We start from the raw sequence: 17,772 nt of genomic DNA on the forward strand, positions 1-17,772 counted from the left end.
ATCTAGACTTCCGGTCATGCCTTCTTTCGCCCTGAGCGTGCACGCGAGTGTCGTCGCGAGCATCCCGAGCCCGTCGATCAGTTTCATCCAGCTCGGCCCTCTGCGGATCTACTTCTACGCGCTGTGCATCATCGCCGGCATCATCGCCGCGACGATTTTGACCAACCACCGCCTCACCAAACGGGGGGCGGAGCCGTGGGTCGTGCTTGACGTGACGCTCCCGGCCGTGGTGCTCGGCATCATCGCGGCGCGGATCTACCACGTGCTGACGCACCCCGCTTTCTACTTCGGCGAGGGCACGAACCCCTTGGCCGTCTTCTACATCTGGGAAGGCGGCATCGCGATCTACGGCGCCCTCATCGGCGGCGCGATCGGTGCGTGGCTCGGTTGCCGCTGGAGCGGCATCCGATTCTGGACGTACGCGGATGCTTTGGCCCCGGGCCTGCTGCTCGCTCAGGCGATGGGTCGCTTCGGTAACTGGTTCAACAGTGAGCTGTTCGGTCTGCCGACCGACGTTCCGTGGGGACTCGAAATCGACCCCGACAACGTCGCCTTCCCCGAGGGCCTTGCGCCGGACACGCTCTTCCACCCCACGTTCCTGTACGAAGTGATCTGGAACGTCGTGGGTGTCTTCGTCCTGCTCTGGGTGGGACGCAAGTTCCAGCTGCAGTGGGGCCGCCTCTTCGGCCTTTACCTGATCTGGTACAGCGCGGGCCGCATCGTGTGGGAGTCCATCCGCATCGATCCGAGCGAGATCATCCTCGGCCTGCGTACCAACGTCTGGGCCGCCATCTTCGGCGTGGTCGTCGGGCTCGCCATCATGATCATCCAGAAGCGGCGCCACACGGGCAAGGAGCCGAGTCCCTATATGCCCGGCCGCGTGCCCGCGAACGCGGAGCCGGCCGAGGGCGCTGCGGTACACTCGCAGGACACCACTGAGTTCGTGGACGTGAGCGAGCCGCCCGCGAACGAACTCGAGGGCGGGGCAACGGCCACAAGCACAGTCGCCAGTAGATAGCCGCCACGAAGTAATGCTTCCGGGCCGACGTCGTCCCATGAGATCCACCAGTGAGGACGGTTGACATGGCCGTGAGCCCGAACTACGGCGACAACGCTTCATTCCCCGCAAAGCAGGGGATGTACAACCCGGCATTTGAGAAGGATGCCTGTGGTCTGGCGATGGTTGCCACGCTCCGAGGCACGCCGGGGCACGACATCGTTGCCCAGGCGCTGACGGCGCTGCGCAACCTCGAGCACCGCGGGGCCATCGGCTCCGATGCGGGTACCGGCGACGGTGCCGGCATCCTGACGCAGATCCCCGACGAGTTCCTGCGCGCCGTGGTGGAGTTCGACCTGCCGCCGATGGGTGAGTACGCGGTCGGGATGGCTTTCCTGCCCCTCGACGAGGACGAGCGGACGAAGCTCAAAGACGGCATCGCCGAGATCGCGGCGAGCGAGAACCTCGTCGTCCTCGGGTGGCGTGAGGTTCCGACCGACGAGCGCCACCTCGGCAAGCTCGCCCACGCGGCGCGCCCGGCGTTCGAGCAGCTCTTCGTCTCGCGTCCGGCCGTGGGCGACGCCCCCGCGCTGTCGGGCATCGACCTCGATCGCCGGGTCTACCGCCTGCGCAAGCGTGCACGCCACGAGCTCGGCGCGTACTTCGTCTCGCTCTCGGCTCGCACCCTCGGCTACAAGGGCATGGTCACCACGCTCCAGCTCGAGCCGTTCTACCCCGACCTGCAGGACGAGCGCTTCGCCTCCGAACTCGCGGTCGTGCACTCCCGCTACTCGACGAACACCTTCCCGTCGTGGCCGCTGGCGCAACCTCTGCGCATGCTCGCGCACAACGGCGAGATCAACACCGTCAACGGCAACCGCAACTGGATGAGGGCGCGTCAGTCGCAGCTCGAGTCCGAGATGCTCGGTGACATCAAGCCGCTGCTGCCGATCTGTACGGTCGGCGCATCCGACTCGGCGTCCTTCGACGAGGTGCTCGAACTCCTTACTCTGACCGGCCGCAGCCTGCCCCACGCGGTCATGATGATGGTGCCCGAGGCTTACGAGAAGCAGGCCGACATCGACCCGAAGCTGCGCGCGTTCTACGACTACCACTCCATGCAGATGGAGCCGTGGGATGGCCCGGCGGCCCTGATCTTCACCGATGGCACGCTCGTCGGGGCCACGCTCGACCGCAACGGGCTGCGTCCCGGCCGCTGGACCGAGACCACCGACGGGCTCATCGTCATCGGCAGCGAAACGGGCGTTCTCGACTTCGAACCCGAGCGCATCAAGCGCCGCGGGCGCCTGCGTCCCGGCCGCATGTTCCTCGTCGATACGGCCGCGGGCCGCATCATCGAGGAAGAAGAGGTGAAGCAGCAGCTCGCCGAGCTCCACCCGTGGCAGGAGTGGCTCGACCGCGGCACCGTGCGCCTGTCGGACCTTCCCGAGCGCGAGCACATCGTGCATCCGATCGCCTCGATCACCCGTCGTCAGCGCACCTTCGGCTACACCGAAGAAGAGGTCCGGATCCTGCTGACCCCGATGGGTCAAAATGGCGCCGAGCCGCTCGGCGCGATGGGATCCGACACGCCGATCGCCGTGCTGAGCGAGCGCCCGCGCCTGCTCTTCGACTACTTCGTCCAGCAGTTCGCGCAGGTCACGAACCCGCCGCTCGACTCGATTCGTGAAGAGGTCGTCACGAGTCTGCGCATCGGTCTCGGCCCCGAGCCGAACCTGCTGTCGTGGGGCGCCGACCACGCGCGCACCGTCACCCTCGACTTCCCCGTGATCGACAACGACGAGCTGGCGAAGATCCAGCACGTCGACACCGCACTGCCGGGCCGCTCGTCCGTCACGATCCGCGGGCTTTACCGCGTCGAGGCCGGACGCAAGGGCCTCGAAAAGCGCATCATGCAGATGTGCACCGAGGTCGACCAGGCGATCGAGGATGGCGCGGAGTTCATCGTGCTGTCCGACCGCGACTCCAACAAAGACCTCGCGCCGATCCCGTCGCTGCTCATGGTCGCCGCGATCCACCACCACCTCATCCGCAAAGAGACGCGCATGAAGGTCGGGCTGGTCGTCGAGGCGGGCGATGTGCGCGAGGTTCATCACGTCGCGACGCTGATCGGGTACGGCGCATCCGCCGTCAACCCGTACCTCGCCATGGAGACCGTCGAGTACCTGGTTCGCGCCGGGTTCATCTCGAACATCACGCCCGAGAAGGCCGTCAAGAACCTGATCTACGCGCTCGGCAAGGGCGTGCTGAAGATCATGTCGAAGATGGGCATCTCGACGGTTTCGTCGTACGCCGGTGCGCAGGTCTTCGAGGCGGTCGGTCTCTCGCAGTCCTTCGTCGACGCCTACTTCACGGGCACCGAAACGAAGCTCGGCGGTGTCGGAATCGATGTCATCGCGACGGAGAATGCCTCCCGGCACGCGTACGCGTATCCCGAGGACGCCGCGGTGCACGCGCACGAACGCCTCTGGACGGGTGGGGAATACCAGTGGCGGCGGGATGGCTCGCCGCACCTCTTCAACCCCGACACCGTCTTCAAGCTGCAGCACGCGACCCGTTCGCGCCGTTACGACCTGTTCCGCGAGTACACGAAGCTCGTCGACGATCAGGCTTCGGAACTGAAGACGCTGCGCGGCATGTTCCGTCTGCGCAAGGGCGTGCGCCCGGCCGTTCCGATCGACGAGGTCGAGCCGATCTCGTCGATCATGAAGCGTTTCCAGACCGGCGCGATGAGCTACGGCTCGATCTCCAAGGAAGCGCACGAGACGCTGGCGATCGCGATGAACCGCATCGGCGGACGATCGAACACGGGGGAGGGCGGCGAGGACCTCGACCGCCTGCTCGACCCGGAGCGGCGCAGTGCCATCAAGCAGGTCGCGTCGGGCCGCTTCGGCGTCACGAGCATGTACCTCACGCACGCCGAGGACATCCAGATCAAGCTGGCCCAGGGCGCCAAGCCCGGTGAGGGTGGCCAGTTGCCGCCGACGAAGGTGTACCCGTGGATCGCACGCACACGCCACGCAACCGCGGGCGTGGGTCTCATCTCGCCCCCGCCGCACCACGACATCTATTCGATCGAAGACCTCAAGCAGTTGATCTTCGACCTCAAGCGCGCGAACCCGAAGGCGCGCATCCACACCAAGCTCGTCAGCCAGTCGGGCATCGGTGCGGTCGCGGCGGGCGTCGCGAAGGCGCTGTCCGACGTCATCCTGGTGTCCGGTCACGACGGGGGAACGGGCGCCAGCCCGCTCAACTCGCTGAAGCACGCTGGAACGCCGTGGGAACTCGGGCTCGCCGAGACGCAGCAGACGCTGATGCTGAACGGCATGCGAGACCGCGTTGTCGTTCAGGTCGACGGACAGCTCAAGACCGGACGCGACGTCATCATCGGCGCGCTTCTCGGCGCCGAGGAATTCGGCTTCGCCACGGCCGCGCTGGTGGTCGAGGGCTGCGTCATGATGCGCGTGTGTCACCTCGACACCTGTCCGGTCGGGGTGGCGACGCAGAACCCCGTTCTGCGCGCCCGATTCACGGGCAAGCCGGAGTTCGTCGTGAACTTCATGGAGTTCATTGCCGAAGAAGTGCGCGAACTACTCGCCGACCTGGGCTTCCGGTCGATCGACGAGGCGATCGGACACCAGGAGTTGCTGGATGTCGACGGCGCCGTGGAGCACTGGAAGGCGAGCGGACTGGATCTCTCGCCGATCCTCGTGGGCCCGCCGTTTGCTGAGGACGAGCCGCGCCGCAATGCTCGCGAACAGGAGCACGAACTTGACGAGCACTTCGATGTGCAGCTGATCGAGCGAGCGCAGGATGTCATCGTGCACGGCGGTCAGGTCGTGATCGACCTGCCGATCCGTAACACCGCGCGCGCCGTCGGAACGATGCTCGGCAACCGCGTGACGTTGGCGCGCGGTGAGAACGGACTTCCGTCCGGGTCGATCGTCGTCAATCTGCGTGGCTCGGCCGGTCAGTCCTTCGGCGCATTCATGCCCGCGGGCATCACGCTGCGCCTCGAGGGCGACTCGAACGACTACGTCGGCAAGGGCCTCTCGGGCGGGCAGATCGTCATCCGTCCGCCGCGCGGAGCATCCTTCGATGCCTCGCAGAACGTCATCGCCGGAAACGTCATCGGCTACGGCGCGACGCAGGGCAGCATGTTCCTGCGCGGCGTCGTGGGCGAACGGTTCTTCGTCCGCAACTCGGGCGCGACCGCGGTCGTCGAGGGCGTGGGAGATCACGCGCTGGAATACATGACGGGTGGGCTCGCCGTGATCCTCGGATCGACGGGACGCAACCTCGGCGCCGGGATGTCGGGCGGAACCGCCTATGTCTACGACCTCGACCGCACCCTCGTGAACCGCGAGGCGCTCGCGTCGGGTGAACTCGAACTGCTCGAGCTGGGCTCGGGCGATGTCGAGATCCTGCGCGACCTGCTGAAATTGCACGTGGCCGAGACGGGATCGTCCCTCGCGGCCGACCTGCTAGACAACTTCGACGAGGCCGTCACGCGCTTCACGCGGGTTCTGCCGCGCGACTACGCGGCGGTGCTCGAGACCCGACAGGCGGCGGTTGCCGAGGGGCTCGACCCCGACGGCGATGTTGTCTGGACTCGCATCCTGGAGGTGACCGGTGGCTGACCCGAAGGGTTTCCTCAAAGTCACGGAGCGCGAACTCGCGCCCCGTCGTCCCGTGCCCGTGCGCATCATGGACTGGAAAGAGGTGTACGAGCCGGGTGACAAGGCCGTACTGCGTCGCCAAGCCGGGCGTTGCATGGACTGCGGCATTCCGTTCTGCCACAAGGGCTGCCCCCTCGGCAACCTGATCCCCGAGTGGAACGACCTGCTGTGGCGCGGCGAGGGCCGCGACGCGATCGAGCGTCTGCATGCGACCAACAACTTCCCCGAGTTCACGGGTCGCCTGTGTCCCGCTCCCTGTGAGAGCGCCTGCGTTTTGGGTATCAACCAGCCCGCGGTGACCATCAAGCAGGTCGAGGTCGGCATCATCGATCAGGCCTTCTCGAACGGATGGGTCGAGCCCGAGCCCCCCGGACGCCTGACCGGCAAGACGGTCGCTGTCGTGGGTTCCGGGCCTGCGGGCCTCGCGGCAGCTCAGCAGCTCACGCGCGCCGGTCACACCGTCGCCGTCTATGAGCGGGATGACCGCATCGGCGGTCTGCTGCGCTACGGCATCCCCGACTTCAAAATGGAGAAGCGTCACATCGAGATGCGCCTCCGTCAGATGCAGGATGAGGGCACCCGCTTCCGTGCGGGCGTCGAGATCGGCATCGACATCTCGTGGGACGACCTGCGCGCGCGCTACGACGCCGTCGTGGTCGCGACCGGCTCGACCGTGCCGCGCGACCTGGCGATCCCGGGCCGTGACCACGCGGGCATCCACTTCGCCATGGAGTACCTGATCGAGTCGAATCGGGTTGTCGCAGGCGACTCGGTGCCGCACCAGATCTCGGCCGAGGGCAAGCACGTCATCGTCATCGGCGGCGGCGACACCGGTGCCGACTGCATCGGCACGGCTCACCGTCAGGGGGCGCTCAGCGTCACGAACCTCGCGATCGGCATCCAGCCGCCCACGGCACGAACCGAAGACCAGCCGTGGCCGATGATGCCGACGCTGTTCGAGGTTTCGTCTGCCCACGAAGAGGGCGGTGAGCGCATGTTCCTGGCGTCGACCGTCGAGTTCCTCTCGAACGACGCCGGCGAGGTGCGCGCATTGCGCGTTGCCGAGACCGAGTACGTCGACGGACGTCGCGTGCCCAAGAGCGGTACGGAGCGCGAGATCCCGGCGGACCTGGTTCTGATCGCCCTCGGCTTCACGGGTCCCGAACAGAACGATCTCGCCGACCAGCTGGGCGCGCGCTTCACCAACCGCGGCAACGTCGAACGCGACGGCGACTACCAGACGACCGCACCGGGCGTTTTCGTCGCCGGCGACGCGGGCCGGGGCCAGTCCCTGATCGTCTGGGCAATCGCGGAGGGCCGCGCCGCGGCCGCACGTGTGGACGCCTACCTGATGGGGTCAACCGAACTGCCGTTCCCCGTGCATCCCACCGACATCGCGATCGGACTGCAGCCCGCGTAGGCTGACCCTCGGACTTTGTTACCGGTCCCATCTAGACCAAACCCCGAACCCCACCGGAGCATCACACGATGAGACGTGCCAAGATCGTCGCCACCCTCGGCCCCGCCACCTCGACCTATGAGTCGGTGCGAGCGATCATCGATGCGGGCGTGGATGTCGCCCGCATGAACCTCAGCCACGGCGACTATGCCGTCCACGAGACCAACTTCGCGAACGTGCGTAAGGCGGCAGAGGATGCCGGACGCCCCGTGGCGATCCTGGTCGATCTGCAGGGCCCGAAGATCCGTCTCGGCAAGTTCGCCGACGGCCCCCACGATCTCGCTGTGGGCGACATCTTCAAGATCACGATCGAAGACATCCCCGGCACGAAAGAGCTCGTGTCGACGACGTTCAAGGGCCTGCCGCAGGACGTCAACCCCGGTGACTTCCTTCTGATCGACGATGGCAAGGTGAAGGTCGAGGTCGTCGAGAAGACCGATACCGTCGTCACGACCAAGGTCATCGTCGCGGGTCCCGTGTCGAACAACAAGGGCATCAACCTGCCCGGCGTTGCTGTCAACGTCCCAGCCCTGTCCGAAAAGGACGAGGCGGACCTGCGTTGGGGCCTGCGCATCGGCGCGGACCTGATCGCCCTGTCGTTCGTCCGTGACGCGAAGGATGTCCAGCGCGCGCACGTCATCATGGCCGAAGAGGGACGTCACGTCCCGATCATCGCCAAGATCGAGAAGCCGCAGGCCGTCGATCACCTCGAAGAGATCGTCGACGCGTTCGACGGCATCATGGTCGCCCGTGGCGACCTGGGTGTCGAGCTGCCGCTGGAGGCCGTGCCGATCGTTCAGAAGCGCGCCGTCGAGATCGCTCGCCGGATGGCCAAGCCGGTCATCGTCGCGACGCAGATGCTCGAGTCGATGATCAACAGCCCCGTGCCCACCCGCGCCGAGACATCCGATGTCGCGAACGCCGTCCTCGACGGTGCCGACGCCGTCATGCTGTCGGGCGAGACGAGTGTGGGGGAGTACCCCGTGGTCGTCGTCGAAACGATGGCACGTATCGTCGCATCGACCGAAGAGCACGGTCTGGACCGCATCGCCAAGCTCACGAACAAGCCGCGCACACAGGGTGGCGCGATCACCCTCGCGGCCATCGAGGTCGCCGACTTCGTCGAGGCCAAGTACCTCTGCATCTTCACGGAATCGGGCGACTCGGCGCGTCGTATGTCGCGTCTGCGTCCGAACATCCCCATGCTCGCGTTCACGCCTGAACCGGCCATCCGGCGTCGTATGGCGCTGACCTGGGGCATCCGCTCGACCCTTGTCGAGCACGTCGCCCACACGGACCGCATGTTCATTCAGGTCGACGACTACCTGCTCTCGAACGACCTGGCATCCGTCGGCGACAAGGTCGTCGTGATCTCGGGATCCCCTCCCGGAATCGTCGGCTCGACCAACGACATCCGTGTCCACAAGGTCGGAGACGCCGTCCACGGCGCCGCCCCGATCTATCAGACCCGGGAGTAGCCGGGGGACGGGCGGGGCGGCCGATAAAAGTACCGGTGGTGGGACTCGAACCCACACGCCCTCACGGGCAACCGATTTTGAGTCGGTCGCGTCTGCCATTCCGCCACACCGGCCCGCACGTCCGAGAATGACCATACCGTAGGATTCAAACGTGACCGAGCTAGACCAGAACGCAACGCCCACGCCCTCGACCCCGAGGCGCGTCGTCGTCGCGGAGGACGAGTCGCTCATCCGACTCGACATCGTCGAGATCCTCCGTGATAACGGATACGACGTCGTCGGGGAGGCGGGGGACGGCGAGACCGCCGTTCAGCTCGCCACCGAACTGCGTCCGGATCTGGTGATCATGGATGTCAAGATGCCCATCATGGATGGCATCAGCGCGGCCGAGAAGCTGAACAAGAACCACGTGGCGCCCGTCGTGCTGCTGACGGCGTTCAGCCAGAAAGAGCTCGTGGAGCGTGCGAGCGAGGCCGGCGCCCTGGCGTACGTCGTCAAGCCGTTCACGCCGAACGATCTCCTCCCGGCGATCGAGATCGCGCTCAGCCGGTACCAGCAGATCATCACGCTCGAGGCCGAGGTTGCCGACATGGTCGAGCGCTTCGAGACCCGCAAGCTCGTCGACCGCGCCAAGGGCCTGCTCAACGAGAAGATGGGGCTGTCGGAGCCCGAGGCGTTCCGCTGGATTCAGAAGGCGTCGATGGATCGCCGTCTGACGATGCAGGACGTCGCGAAGGCGATCATCGAGCAGCTGGCGTCGAAGAAGGCTTAGTCCGCCGCACGGACGAGCGACGCGAAACGGTCCCTGAGCCTGTCGAAGGGACCACCTGAGCCTCAGGACGCGTGCATGTCCTTGATGAGGTTCGTGATGCGGATCGTCGACACACGGCGACCCTGATCATCCGTCACGACGATCTCGTGGACGGTGATGCTGCGCCCGACGTGGATGGGCGTGCAGGTTCCTGTGACGAGGCCCTGCGTGGCCGACCGGGTGTGGGTCGCGTTGATGTCGACTCCGACGGCCAAGCGACCGGGTCCGGCCAGTAGGTTGGCGTGCATCGAGCCGAGGGATTCGCCGAGTACGACATACGCTCCGCCGTGCAGGAGGCCGACGGGCTGAGTGTTGCCCTCGACGGGCATCGTGGCGATGGCGCGTTCCCGCGAGAACTCGACCCAGGCGAACCCCATCTTGTCGCCGAGGGCGCCGAATCCACGTCGGTTGACCCATTCGAGCGGGTCCACGGCAGGAGCATCGGGCATGAGCCCTCCTTCAAGAGCGAGGGCACGTCGCGCCCGTGGGGACTGTCCGAACCGGTGGCTAGGCTGTGGGGGTGCCGGACTCCGAAAAGCCTACTCTCATGATCGTCGACGGCCATTCGCTGGCTTTCCGCGCGTTCTACGCGCTCCCGGTCGACAATTTCACCACCAAAGATCATCAGCACACGAACGCCATCTACGGCTTCCTGTCGATGTTCGTGAACCTGATCAAAGACCACAAACCGACGCACATCGCCGTCGCTTTCGATCTGTCGCGTTCCTCGTTCCGTACCCGCGAGTACGCGGAGTACAAGGCCAATCGGTCAGAGACGCCTCCGGAGTTCTCGGGCCAGATCCCGTTGCTGCGCGACGCCCTCGAAGCCATGGGCATCCGGATCGTGACAAAAGAGGATTACGAGGCAGACGACGTTCTCGCAACCCTTTCCACCCAGGGTGCTGCGCAGGGGTTCGACGTGTTGGTCGTCTCCGGCGACCGGGATTCGATCCAGCTGGTGACGGATGACGTCACGCTCCTGTACCCGTCGGTTCAGGGCGTTTCTCAACTCAAGCGCTACGACACCGCAGCGGTGGTCGAGCGCTACGGTGTCCGTCCGGAGCAGTATCCGGACATTGCCGCCCTCGTCGGAGAGACGAGCGACAACCTGCCCGGCGTGCCGAAGGTCGGCGAGAAGACCGCGGTGAAGTGGCTGAACCAGTTCGGTTCGCTCGACGAACTCTTGAGCAACGCCGACAAGGTCGGGGGCGTGGTCGGCAACAACCTGCGCGAGCACATCGACGCCGTCCGCCGCAACCGCACGCTCAACCGCCTTGTCCGCGATCTCGAGCTTCCGCTCGGCCCGGCAGATCTCGCGATGCAGCCGATGGATGCACAGGCCGTTCGCGACATCTTCGCCCGCCTCGAGTTCCGCACGCTGCTTCCACGCGTTTTCGAGGCGGTCGGCATGGATGCCGAAGAGACCGCGGCCGCCGCCGCACGTGAGCCGGGCATCGCCGCCCCGACGGTACGCGAAGTCACGGCCGCTGAGGCAGCGGACTGGGCCAACGCACTTGCGCCCGAGGTATCCGTCGGCGTCACCGTCACACTGCAGTCGGGGATGCCGCACCGGGTGGGACTCGCAACGAGCGACGAGGCCCTCGAGTTGACATGGACGGCGGATGCTCCCGGCTGGGATGCCTTGGGAGAGTGGTTCGCCGGGTCCGCACCCAAGGTGACCAACGACGCCAAGCCGCAGGTCAAGGCGCTTCGCCGTGCGGGGCACTCCCTCGGCGGGCTCGCGTTCGACACGCTGCTCGCGGGTTGGCTGCTGCGCCCGAGCTTCCCCGACAAGACGCTCGCCGACCTCGTCGACCGGTACCTCGACGAGAAGCTCCCGGAGTCCGATCCGACCCAGCTCGTTCCCGAGACAGAGGGTGCGACCCCGGCGCAGCTCGCCTGGTACACACTGCGCGTCGCGGACGCTCTCGTCGACGACATGCCCGAGCCGGTTCGCGCGGTTCTGGATGACATCGAACTGCCGACCCTCACGGCGCTGGCCGATCTCGAACTCGCGGGTGTCGCGGTCTCACACACCAAGCTGTCGGAGTTCTCGGCGGAACTCGGCGCTCGTGCCGAGGGGATCGCTCAGGAGGCGTACGCAACCATCGGTCGTGAGGTCAACCTCGGGTCGCCCAAACAGCTCCAAGAGGTGCTCTTCGAAGAGCTCGCCCTGCCGAAGACGCGCAAGACGAAGACGGGATACTCCACGGATGCCGCGGTGCTTGCCGACCTGCAAGAGACGGCACCCCACCCGTTCCTGAATCTTCTTCTGCAGCACCGCGAAGCGACCAAGCTGCGGCAGATCATCGAGTCGCTCGACACGGCGATCGCGGACGACGGGCGCATCCACACGACCTATCTGCAGACAGGCAGCCAGACGGGTCGCCTCTCGAGCACGGACCCGAACCTGCAAAATATCCCGGTCCGCACCGAGGAGTCGCGTCGCATCCGCAGCGCCTTCGAGGTCGGTCCGGGCTACGAGGCCCTCCTCACGGCTGACTACTCGCAGATCGAGATGCGCATCATGGCGCACCTGTCCGAGGACCCGGGTCTGATCGAGGCATTCAACTCGGGCGAAGACCTGCACAGATTCGTCGGCGCGCGTGTCTTCGGCGTCGAGCCGGCCGAGGTCAGCTCGGCGATGCGTACCAAGGTCAAGGCGATGTCCTATGGCCTCGTCTACGGGCTGTCGGCGTTCGGGCTGTCGAAGCAGCTCCGCATCGAACAATCCGAGGCGAAGCAGCTCATGATGGAGTACTTCGCGCGATTCGGGGCGGTGCGAGACTACCTGCGCGCCTCGGTCGAACAGGCGAAGATCGACGGATACACCACGACGATCTTCGGGCGCCGCCGTCCGTTCCCCGACCTGGCGAGTCCCAACCGCGTCCTGCGCGAGAACGCGGAGCGCGCGGCGTTGAACGCCCCCATCCAGGGCAGCGCCGCCGACATCATGAAGATTGCGGTGCTCGACATCCACGCCGCGCTGCGCGAGCAGGGACTGGGATCGCGTGTCTTGATGCAGATCCACGACGAACTCGTGCTCGAAGTGGCGCCGGGCGAGTGGGACGCCACCGAGCAGATCGTCCGCACCCGCATGGGTGGTGCCGCGAAGCTTTCGGTGCCCCTGGATGTGCAGATCGGTCGCGGTTCCGACTGGAACGAGGCCGCTCACTAGGCTCGAAGGATGACCGAAGCAACTCGCACGCCCACGCAGATCGACGCGATCGCCGAAACCTGGGTCGACACCCTCGCTGACCTCTCGCCCACGCTCGGTACCTACATCGGTCGGATGGAGCACGCCGACCGCTTCGACGACTTCTCGCCCGCGGGGCATGCGCGGTTCGCCGACGAGGCGCGCCGCACGCTCTCGGCGCTGGATTCCGCAACACCGACGGACCCGATCGACGACATCACCCGCACGGACCTCTTGAGTGAGCTTCGCCTGGCGCTCGAGCTGCACGACATCCGCTGGAACCTGCGCGACCTCAACGTGATCGCTTCCCCGGCGCAAGAGATCCGCGAAGTCTTCGACCTGATGCCCACGTCTTCCCCCGAGGATTGGGAAGTCATAGCTCGCAGGCTGGGCGCCGTCAAGGGCGCCGTGGAGGGCTACACCGAGTCGCTTCGTGAAGGTATTCGCCAGCGCATCGTGCCCGCACGGCGACAGGTCGTCGAGGTGCTCACGCAGATCAGCCGCTACACCGCCGACAACGGCTTCTTCGCCGAGTTCGCCAGCGAAGCCGCCCCCGCAGATGGACAGCTGCCGGCATCTCTGGCCCGCGAGCTCGCCAACCAGTCGGGAGCCGCTCGGGTCGCCTACGACCAGCTCGCGGAGTTCATGCGCGCAGAACTCGCGCCCGCCGCGGGTGAGGCAGACGCTGTGGGGCGCGAGGTCTACGCCCTGCACTCGCGTCGTTTTCTGGGTGCCTCCATCGACCTCGACGAGACCTACGAGTGGGGCACGGAAGAGCTCGCGCGCATGGTCGCCGAGCAAGAATCCATCGCGAACGAGATCAGCCCCGGAGCGAGCGTGGAAGAGGCCGTCGCCCTGCTCGAGAAGGACCCGTCACGAAAACTCCATGGAACTCAGGCACTGCAGGAATGGATGCAGGCAACGAGCGATCGGGCTGTTGCCGAGCTGGGCGCGACCCACTTCGACATTCCCGAACAGATCCGCACGCTCGAGTGCATGATCGCTCCCACGCAAGAGGGTGGCATCTACTACACGGGCCCGACGGACGATTTTTCCCGCCCCGGCCGCATGTGGTGGTCGGTGCCGGAAGGCGTCACCGAGTTCGACACCTGGCGCGAACTCACGACCGTCTATCACGAGGGGATCCCCGGACATCACCTGCAGATCGGGCAGGCCGTCTACAACCGGGCTCAGTTGAACTCGTGGCGGCGCCTGCTCGCCGGCACATCTGGGCACGCCGAGGGGTGGGCCCTCTACGCGGAACGCTTGATGCAGGACCTCGGGTATCTCGACGACCCCGCCGATCGGCTGGGCATGCTCGACGGACAGCGGATGCGCGCGGCCCGGGTCGTCCTCGATATCGGCGTGCACCTCGGCAAGCAGCGTCCGGATGGCGAAGGCATCTGGGATGCCGAGTACGCACTCGCCTTCATGGGCCGGAACGTCAACATGCCGGACGAATTTGTGCGTTTCGAGGTCAACCGCTACCTCGGATGGCCGGGACAGGCACCCTCGTACAAGCTCGGTCAGCGCATCTGGGAGCAGGTGCGCGACGCTTACGCCGAGTCCCGGGGCGCGGACTTCTCGATCAAGGAGTTCCACAAGCGCGCGCTCGACATGGGAGGCGTCGGCCTGGACACCCTCCGCACGGCCCTGCTGCGCGGCTGACCCGATGCCCGGGTCCGAACCGGAGACAGAGTGCGTTGGGTCGAACGGGAATGGTCGAGTGAGGCATCCTGTTACATACACGTGAATAGAAAGGCGTGCCTATGACTCTCGAACTCGGTCTCGATACCTTCGGCGACATCACCCGCGGCTCCGACGGCTCTCTGGTCAGCGATGCTCAAACCATCCGTGACGTCGTCGACGAGGCGGTGCTGGCCGACCAGGTCGGCGTTTCGTTCATCGGCCTGGGGGAGCATCACCGACGCGACTTCGCGATCACGAGTCCCGAGATCGTCCTCTCGGCGATTGCGGCCCGCACCGAGAACATTCGGCTCGGCACGGCAGTGACCGTGCTCTCCAGCGACGATCCCGTGCGGCTGTATGAGCGGTTCGCTACGCTGGACGCGATTTCGCGGGGCCGCGCCGAGATCATCCTGGGGCGTGGTTCGTTCATCGAGTCGTTCCCGCTGTTCGGCTACGAGCTCAGCGACTACGAGGTGTTGTTCGAAGAGAAGCTCGGGCTGGTCACCGAGCTGCTGAAAGAGAAGCCGGTCACCTGGCAGGGCACGACACGTGCACCGCTCGACAACGCCGACGTCTTTCCCAAGACCGAGAACGGGCTGAAGGCATGGATCGGGGTGGGCGGTAGCCCGGAGTCGGTCGTGCGGGCCGCGCGGCACGGGTTGGGCCTGATGCTGGCGATCATCGGAGGACCGGCCGATCGGTTCCGTCCGTTCGTCGACCTGTACCACCGCTCGCTCACCGCGCTCGGGACAGAGATGCTGCCCGTCGGCGTCCACTCGCCCGGCCACATCGCCGAGACCGATCAGCAGGCTTGGGAAGAGGCCTATCCGGGCTTCGAAGAGCTGAACAACACGATCGGTCGCGAGCGCGGGTGGCCCCCCTACAACCGGATGCGCTTCCAGCACGACGTCGGGCCCGAGGGTGCGACGTACGCGGGATCGCCCGAGACCGTGGCTCAGAAGATCGCGCAGACCGTGCGAACACTCGGCATCTCGCGCTTCGACCTGAAGTACGCCTCGGGCTCGCTGTCGCACGACAAGCTCATGAAGAGCATCGAGTTGTACGGCACGCGGGTCATCCCGCGCGTGCATGAGCTGCTGGCCGAGGATCCGGGCACGGTCGCCAGCTGACGTTATGAAAGTGTCGGCGGACATCTTGAAGGAGAGACTTCAGGAATCACGCGTCGTGAGCCTGTTTTCGTGGCCTGGCGACGGGTGACTCCTTCGAGATGTTCGCCGAGCAACCGAATGCGCGCCCGGCAGGGCACCGACCGCCCAACCGAACGCATGCCGGTCCGGCTCGGCGACGCTTAGGCTTGTCGGGTGCCATCCGTCCGTTACGTCGCTATCGGCGACTCATTTACCGAGGGCGTCGGCGACGAGCTCCCCGATGGCACCAGCCGTGGTTGGGCGGACCTTGTCGCACAGGGCTGGGCAAATGCGACCGCTCAGCCCATCGAGTACGCGAACTTCGCTATTCGCGGCAAGTTGATCTGGCCGATCGTCCGCGAGCAGCTTGAGCCCGCGCTGGCGTTGAAGCCGACGCACCTGTCGTTCAACGGCGGCGGTAACGACATGCTGAGGCCCCGAGCGGACATCGACAGCCTCGCGGATGCATTCGCCGAGGTGCTGCGCCGCTGCGACGAAGAAGGCGTCACCCTGCTCTTGCTCTCGGGCGCCGACCCGTCGCAGCAGCTCCCGCTCGGCCGCATGATCCGACGCCGCGGCGATGCCCTGTCTCGTGCCGTGCTCGGTCGGGCCGCGGGGCGGACCGACGTCGTCCGCGCGCTCAACTGGCCCGATGCCGAGTTGGCGACGCCGCCGTTCTGGTCTGAGGACCGTCTGCACATGAATGCGCGCGGCCATCACCGCGTCGCCGCCCGAGTGCTGGATGCGCTCGGGTTCACCCCGCCACCGGAGTGGTGGGAGCTGCCGTCACTCGCAGCGGGTGGACCGAAGGGGTTGGCCTACTACCGCACGCATGTCGGTCCGTGGATGCGCCGACGCATCACCCGCACCTCGTCGGGCGATGGTCGCGTCGCGAAGTACCCCGTGTGGGTAACGATCCCCCCGCTCTCCTAAGCCCGCGTCGGCGCGCGTTCGGGTGCGCGTTTCGGATGCTTCTCCCGCGGCGTCAGCACCCCGGACCCGAGGGGTCTTCGGCGCAGGTTCGCTGGACGAGACCGGTGCGCACCTCGACGACTCGCACATCGTAGAACGCCGCAGCGGACATGACAGCGCCAGTGACCGGCCGCCACGTCCCCGTGCCGAAATTGACGGCCGCGGTGTACACGACGCGTACTCCGGCGCGATACGACCCCGGGGTGCCGTAAACGTGACTGGTCGGGGTGGCGGTGTAGTCGGGAACTCCGAGGCGGGCCCAGCTCGATCCACCCGTCGTTGTCGTGCGGCTCGTGCCGTCGCCGTGATCGAAGCGGAATCCCGTTGGCGTGAACCGGACGGTGACGTCGTAACCCAAGAGCGGCCCGCTCTGGAGTTGAACGGATGATGCTGCCAGCAGATTCGTCGGCATCCCCACCACACCGAGACCCAATGGCTCGCCCGTCACGGTCGGCAGAGCAGGAATGAATGAGCGCAGATCTTCGGCGGTCACATCGGGGAGCGTCACGACGCTGTAGAGCGGCCGGCAGAGAGCCGAGTCACATTCCTCCTCAGATGCCGGGGGAGCGGTGCCGGACCCGCCGCCGCCGTTGCCGCCGCCGGACCCGCCCTGGCCGTTCGACGAGCCGGAGTTGCCCGGAGTGGTGGTCCCGGCACCGACGTCGACCTGGCTTCCGTCCGTGGTGGCGCTGCAAGTGCCGCTCCAGCTTCCACCCAAGCACTGCGAAGCTTCGGCCGGTGCTGCGCCCGGAGACGAGAGCCCTATTGAGAGCAGGAGCACGAGCGGTGCTGTCAGCATGCCGGACCGTCGTCTCGGCCGCTGACGCTTTCCATTACGAGCAGGTGATCATCAGCACTGGGACGAAATTTGACGCGCATCGACTGAATATCCACACGGTCCGGTGCCACAACCGAGACGCCCCTTTGATCGATGACGTCGACACCTGAGACATCAAGACACACGTCAGCCGTCACGGACAAGTCAGTCTTGTCAAAACTCGTCGGCGAGAATAACTGAACTGAAGATGCGCCGGTCACAGACTCCCCATCAGCATGCATCCGAGTAAAGAGCTGTCGCTCGCCCGCATTCAGCTCACCTGTCGTCCAGGCATACACAGCCTCGAAAGTCTCGGGGTCCGCGAGGTCCACCTGGTTCAGCGCATCGACATAAGCTCGATAGGTAGCTTCCGCGGCCGCGAATGCCTCGGCCTCCGAACCGAACGTCGGGGTGGGCGTGGGCTTGGCGACCGGATCGGCCGCGCACCCCGCCAGCAGGGCGGCGAGAGCCGCGACGACGAGGATCCTGACGGGCCGCTGCACGC

At 66.2% G+C, this 17,772-nt stretch carries 12 protein-coding genes and 1 tRNA gene; 9 read left to right on the forward strand and 4 right to left on the reverse strand.

Features of this window, described 5'->3' with window-relative positions:
• The first annotated feature begins 16 nt into the window (after window positions 1-16).
• The 4 genes from lgt to pyk all read left to right on the forward strand — a co-directional run bounded on the left by lgt (window position 17) and on the right by pyk (window position 8,634).
• On the forward strand, window positions 17-1,018 hold the full coding sequence (gene lgt / locus ACT9TC_RS00840) for a prolipoprotein diacylglyceryl transferase (protein WP_458041598.1): 1,002 nt from the start codon (window positions 17-19) through the stop codon (window positions 1,016-1,018).
• A gap of 65 nt (window positions 1,019-1,083) precedes the next feature.
• On the forward strand, window positions 1,084-5,658 hold the full coding sequence (gene gltB / locus ACT9TC_RS00845) for a glutamate synthase large subunit (RefSeq protein WP_458041599.1): 4,575 nt from the start codon (window positions 1,084-1,086) through the stop codon (window positions 5,656-5,658).
• Window positions 5,651-7,117 carry a glutamate synthase subunit beta gene (locus ACT9TC_RS00850; protein WP_458041600.1) on the forward strand — a complete coding sequence of 489 codons (1,467 nt, stop codon included), beginning with the start codon at window positions 5,651-5,653 and terminating at the stop codon, window positions 7,115-7,117. Before gltB ends, ACT9TC_RS00850 begins: the two co-directional genes overlap by 8 nt.
• A gap of 68 nt (window positions 7,118-7,185) precedes the next feature.
• The gene (gene pyk / locus ACT9TC_RS00855; RefSeq protein ID WP_458041601.1) at window positions 7,186-8,634 is read left to right on the forward strand and encodes a pyruvate kinase; all 1,449 of its coding nucleotides are present in this window, start codon (window positions 7,186-7,188) and stop codon (window positions 8,632-8,634) included.
• 30 nt (window positions 8,635-8,664) lie between these two features.
• On the opposite strand, the gene ACT9TC_RS00860 is transcribed toward pyk, so the two are convergent.
• A tRNA-Leu gene (locus ACT9TC_RS00860) sits at window positions 8,665-8,747 on the reverse strand.
• A gap of 38 nt (window positions 8,748-8,785) precedes the next feature.
• Between ACT9TC_RS00860 and ACT9TC_RS00865 the strand changes: the two genes are divergently transcribed.
• A complete protein-coding gene (locus tag ACT9TC_RS00865) occupies window positions 8,786-9,406 on the forward strand; it encodes an ANTAR domain-containing response regulator (RefSeq protein ID WP_458041602.1) in 621 nt (206 codons plus the stop codon).
• A 62-nt stretch (window positions 9,407-9,468) separates the two neighbouring features.
• Here ACT9TC_RS00865 and ACT9TC_RS00870 read toward each other — a convergent pair whose 3' ends face one another.
• Window positions 9,469-9,894, reverse strand: a complete 426-nt coding sequence (locus ACT9TC_RS00870) for a hotdog fold thioesterase (RefSeq protein WP_458041603.1) — start codon at window positions 9,892-9,894, stop codon at window positions 9,469-9,471.
• A gap of 71 nt (window positions 9,895-9,965) precedes the next feature.
• Here ACT9TC_RS00870 and polA point away from each other — a divergent pair, with 71 nt between their 5' ends.
• From polA to ACT9TC_RS00890, 4 genes are all read left to right on the forward strand, one after another.
• Window positions 9,966-12,623, forward strand: coding sequence for a DNA polymerase I (gene polA / locus ACT9TC_RS00875; RefSeq protein ID WP_458041604.1), 2,658 nt, complete (start codon window positions 9,966-9,968; stop codon window positions 12,621-12,623).
• Between the two features lie 9 nt (window positions 12,624-12,632).
• Entirely contained in the window at window positions 12,633-14,309 is a 1,677-nt protein-coding gene (locus ACT9TC_RS00880; RefSeq protein ID WP_458041605.1) for a DUF885 domain-containing protein, read from the forward strand.
• A gap of 101 nt (window positions 14,310-14,410) precedes the next feature.
• Complete coding sequence (locus tag ACT9TC_RS00885) at window positions 14,411-15,460, forward strand: LLM class flavin-dependent oxidoreductase (RefSeq protein WP_458041606.1); 1,050 nt, start codon at window positions 14,411-14,413, stop codon at window positions 15,458-15,460.
• A gap of 192 nt (window positions 15,461-15,652) precedes the next feature.
• Window positions 15,653-16,411: an SGNH/GDSL hydrolase family protein gene (locus tag ACT9TC_RS00890; protein WP_458041607.1), complete on the forward strand. Its 759-nt coding sequence runs from the start codon at window positions 15,653-15,655 to the stop codon at window positions 16,409-16,411.
• A 52-nt stretch (window positions 16,412-16,463) separates the two neighbouring features.
• Here ACT9TC_RS00890 and ACT9TC_RS00895 read toward each other — a convergent pair whose 3' ends face one another.
• Together ACT9TC_RS00895 and ACT9TC_RS00900 are read right to left on the reverse strand one after the other, a co-directional pair.
• Window positions 16,464-17,249, reverse strand: a complete 786-nt coding sequence (locus ACT9TC_RS00895) for a hypothetical protein (RefSeq protein ID WP_458041608.1) — start codon at window positions 17,247-17,249, stop codon at window positions 16,464-16,466.
• Window positions 17,243-17,770 (reverse strand): hypothetical protein, encoded by a 528-nt coding sequence (locus ACT9TC_RS00900; protein ID WP_458041609.1) that lies wholly within the window; start codon window positions 17,768-17,770, stop codon window positions 17,243-17,245. The genes ACT9TC_RS00895 and ACT9TC_RS00900 overlap by 7 nt, the downstream gene beginning before the upstream one ends.
• Window positions 17,771-17,772: the final 2 nt, after the last annotated feature.

The organism is Microbacterium sp. HM-570 (genome assembly GCF_054165885.1).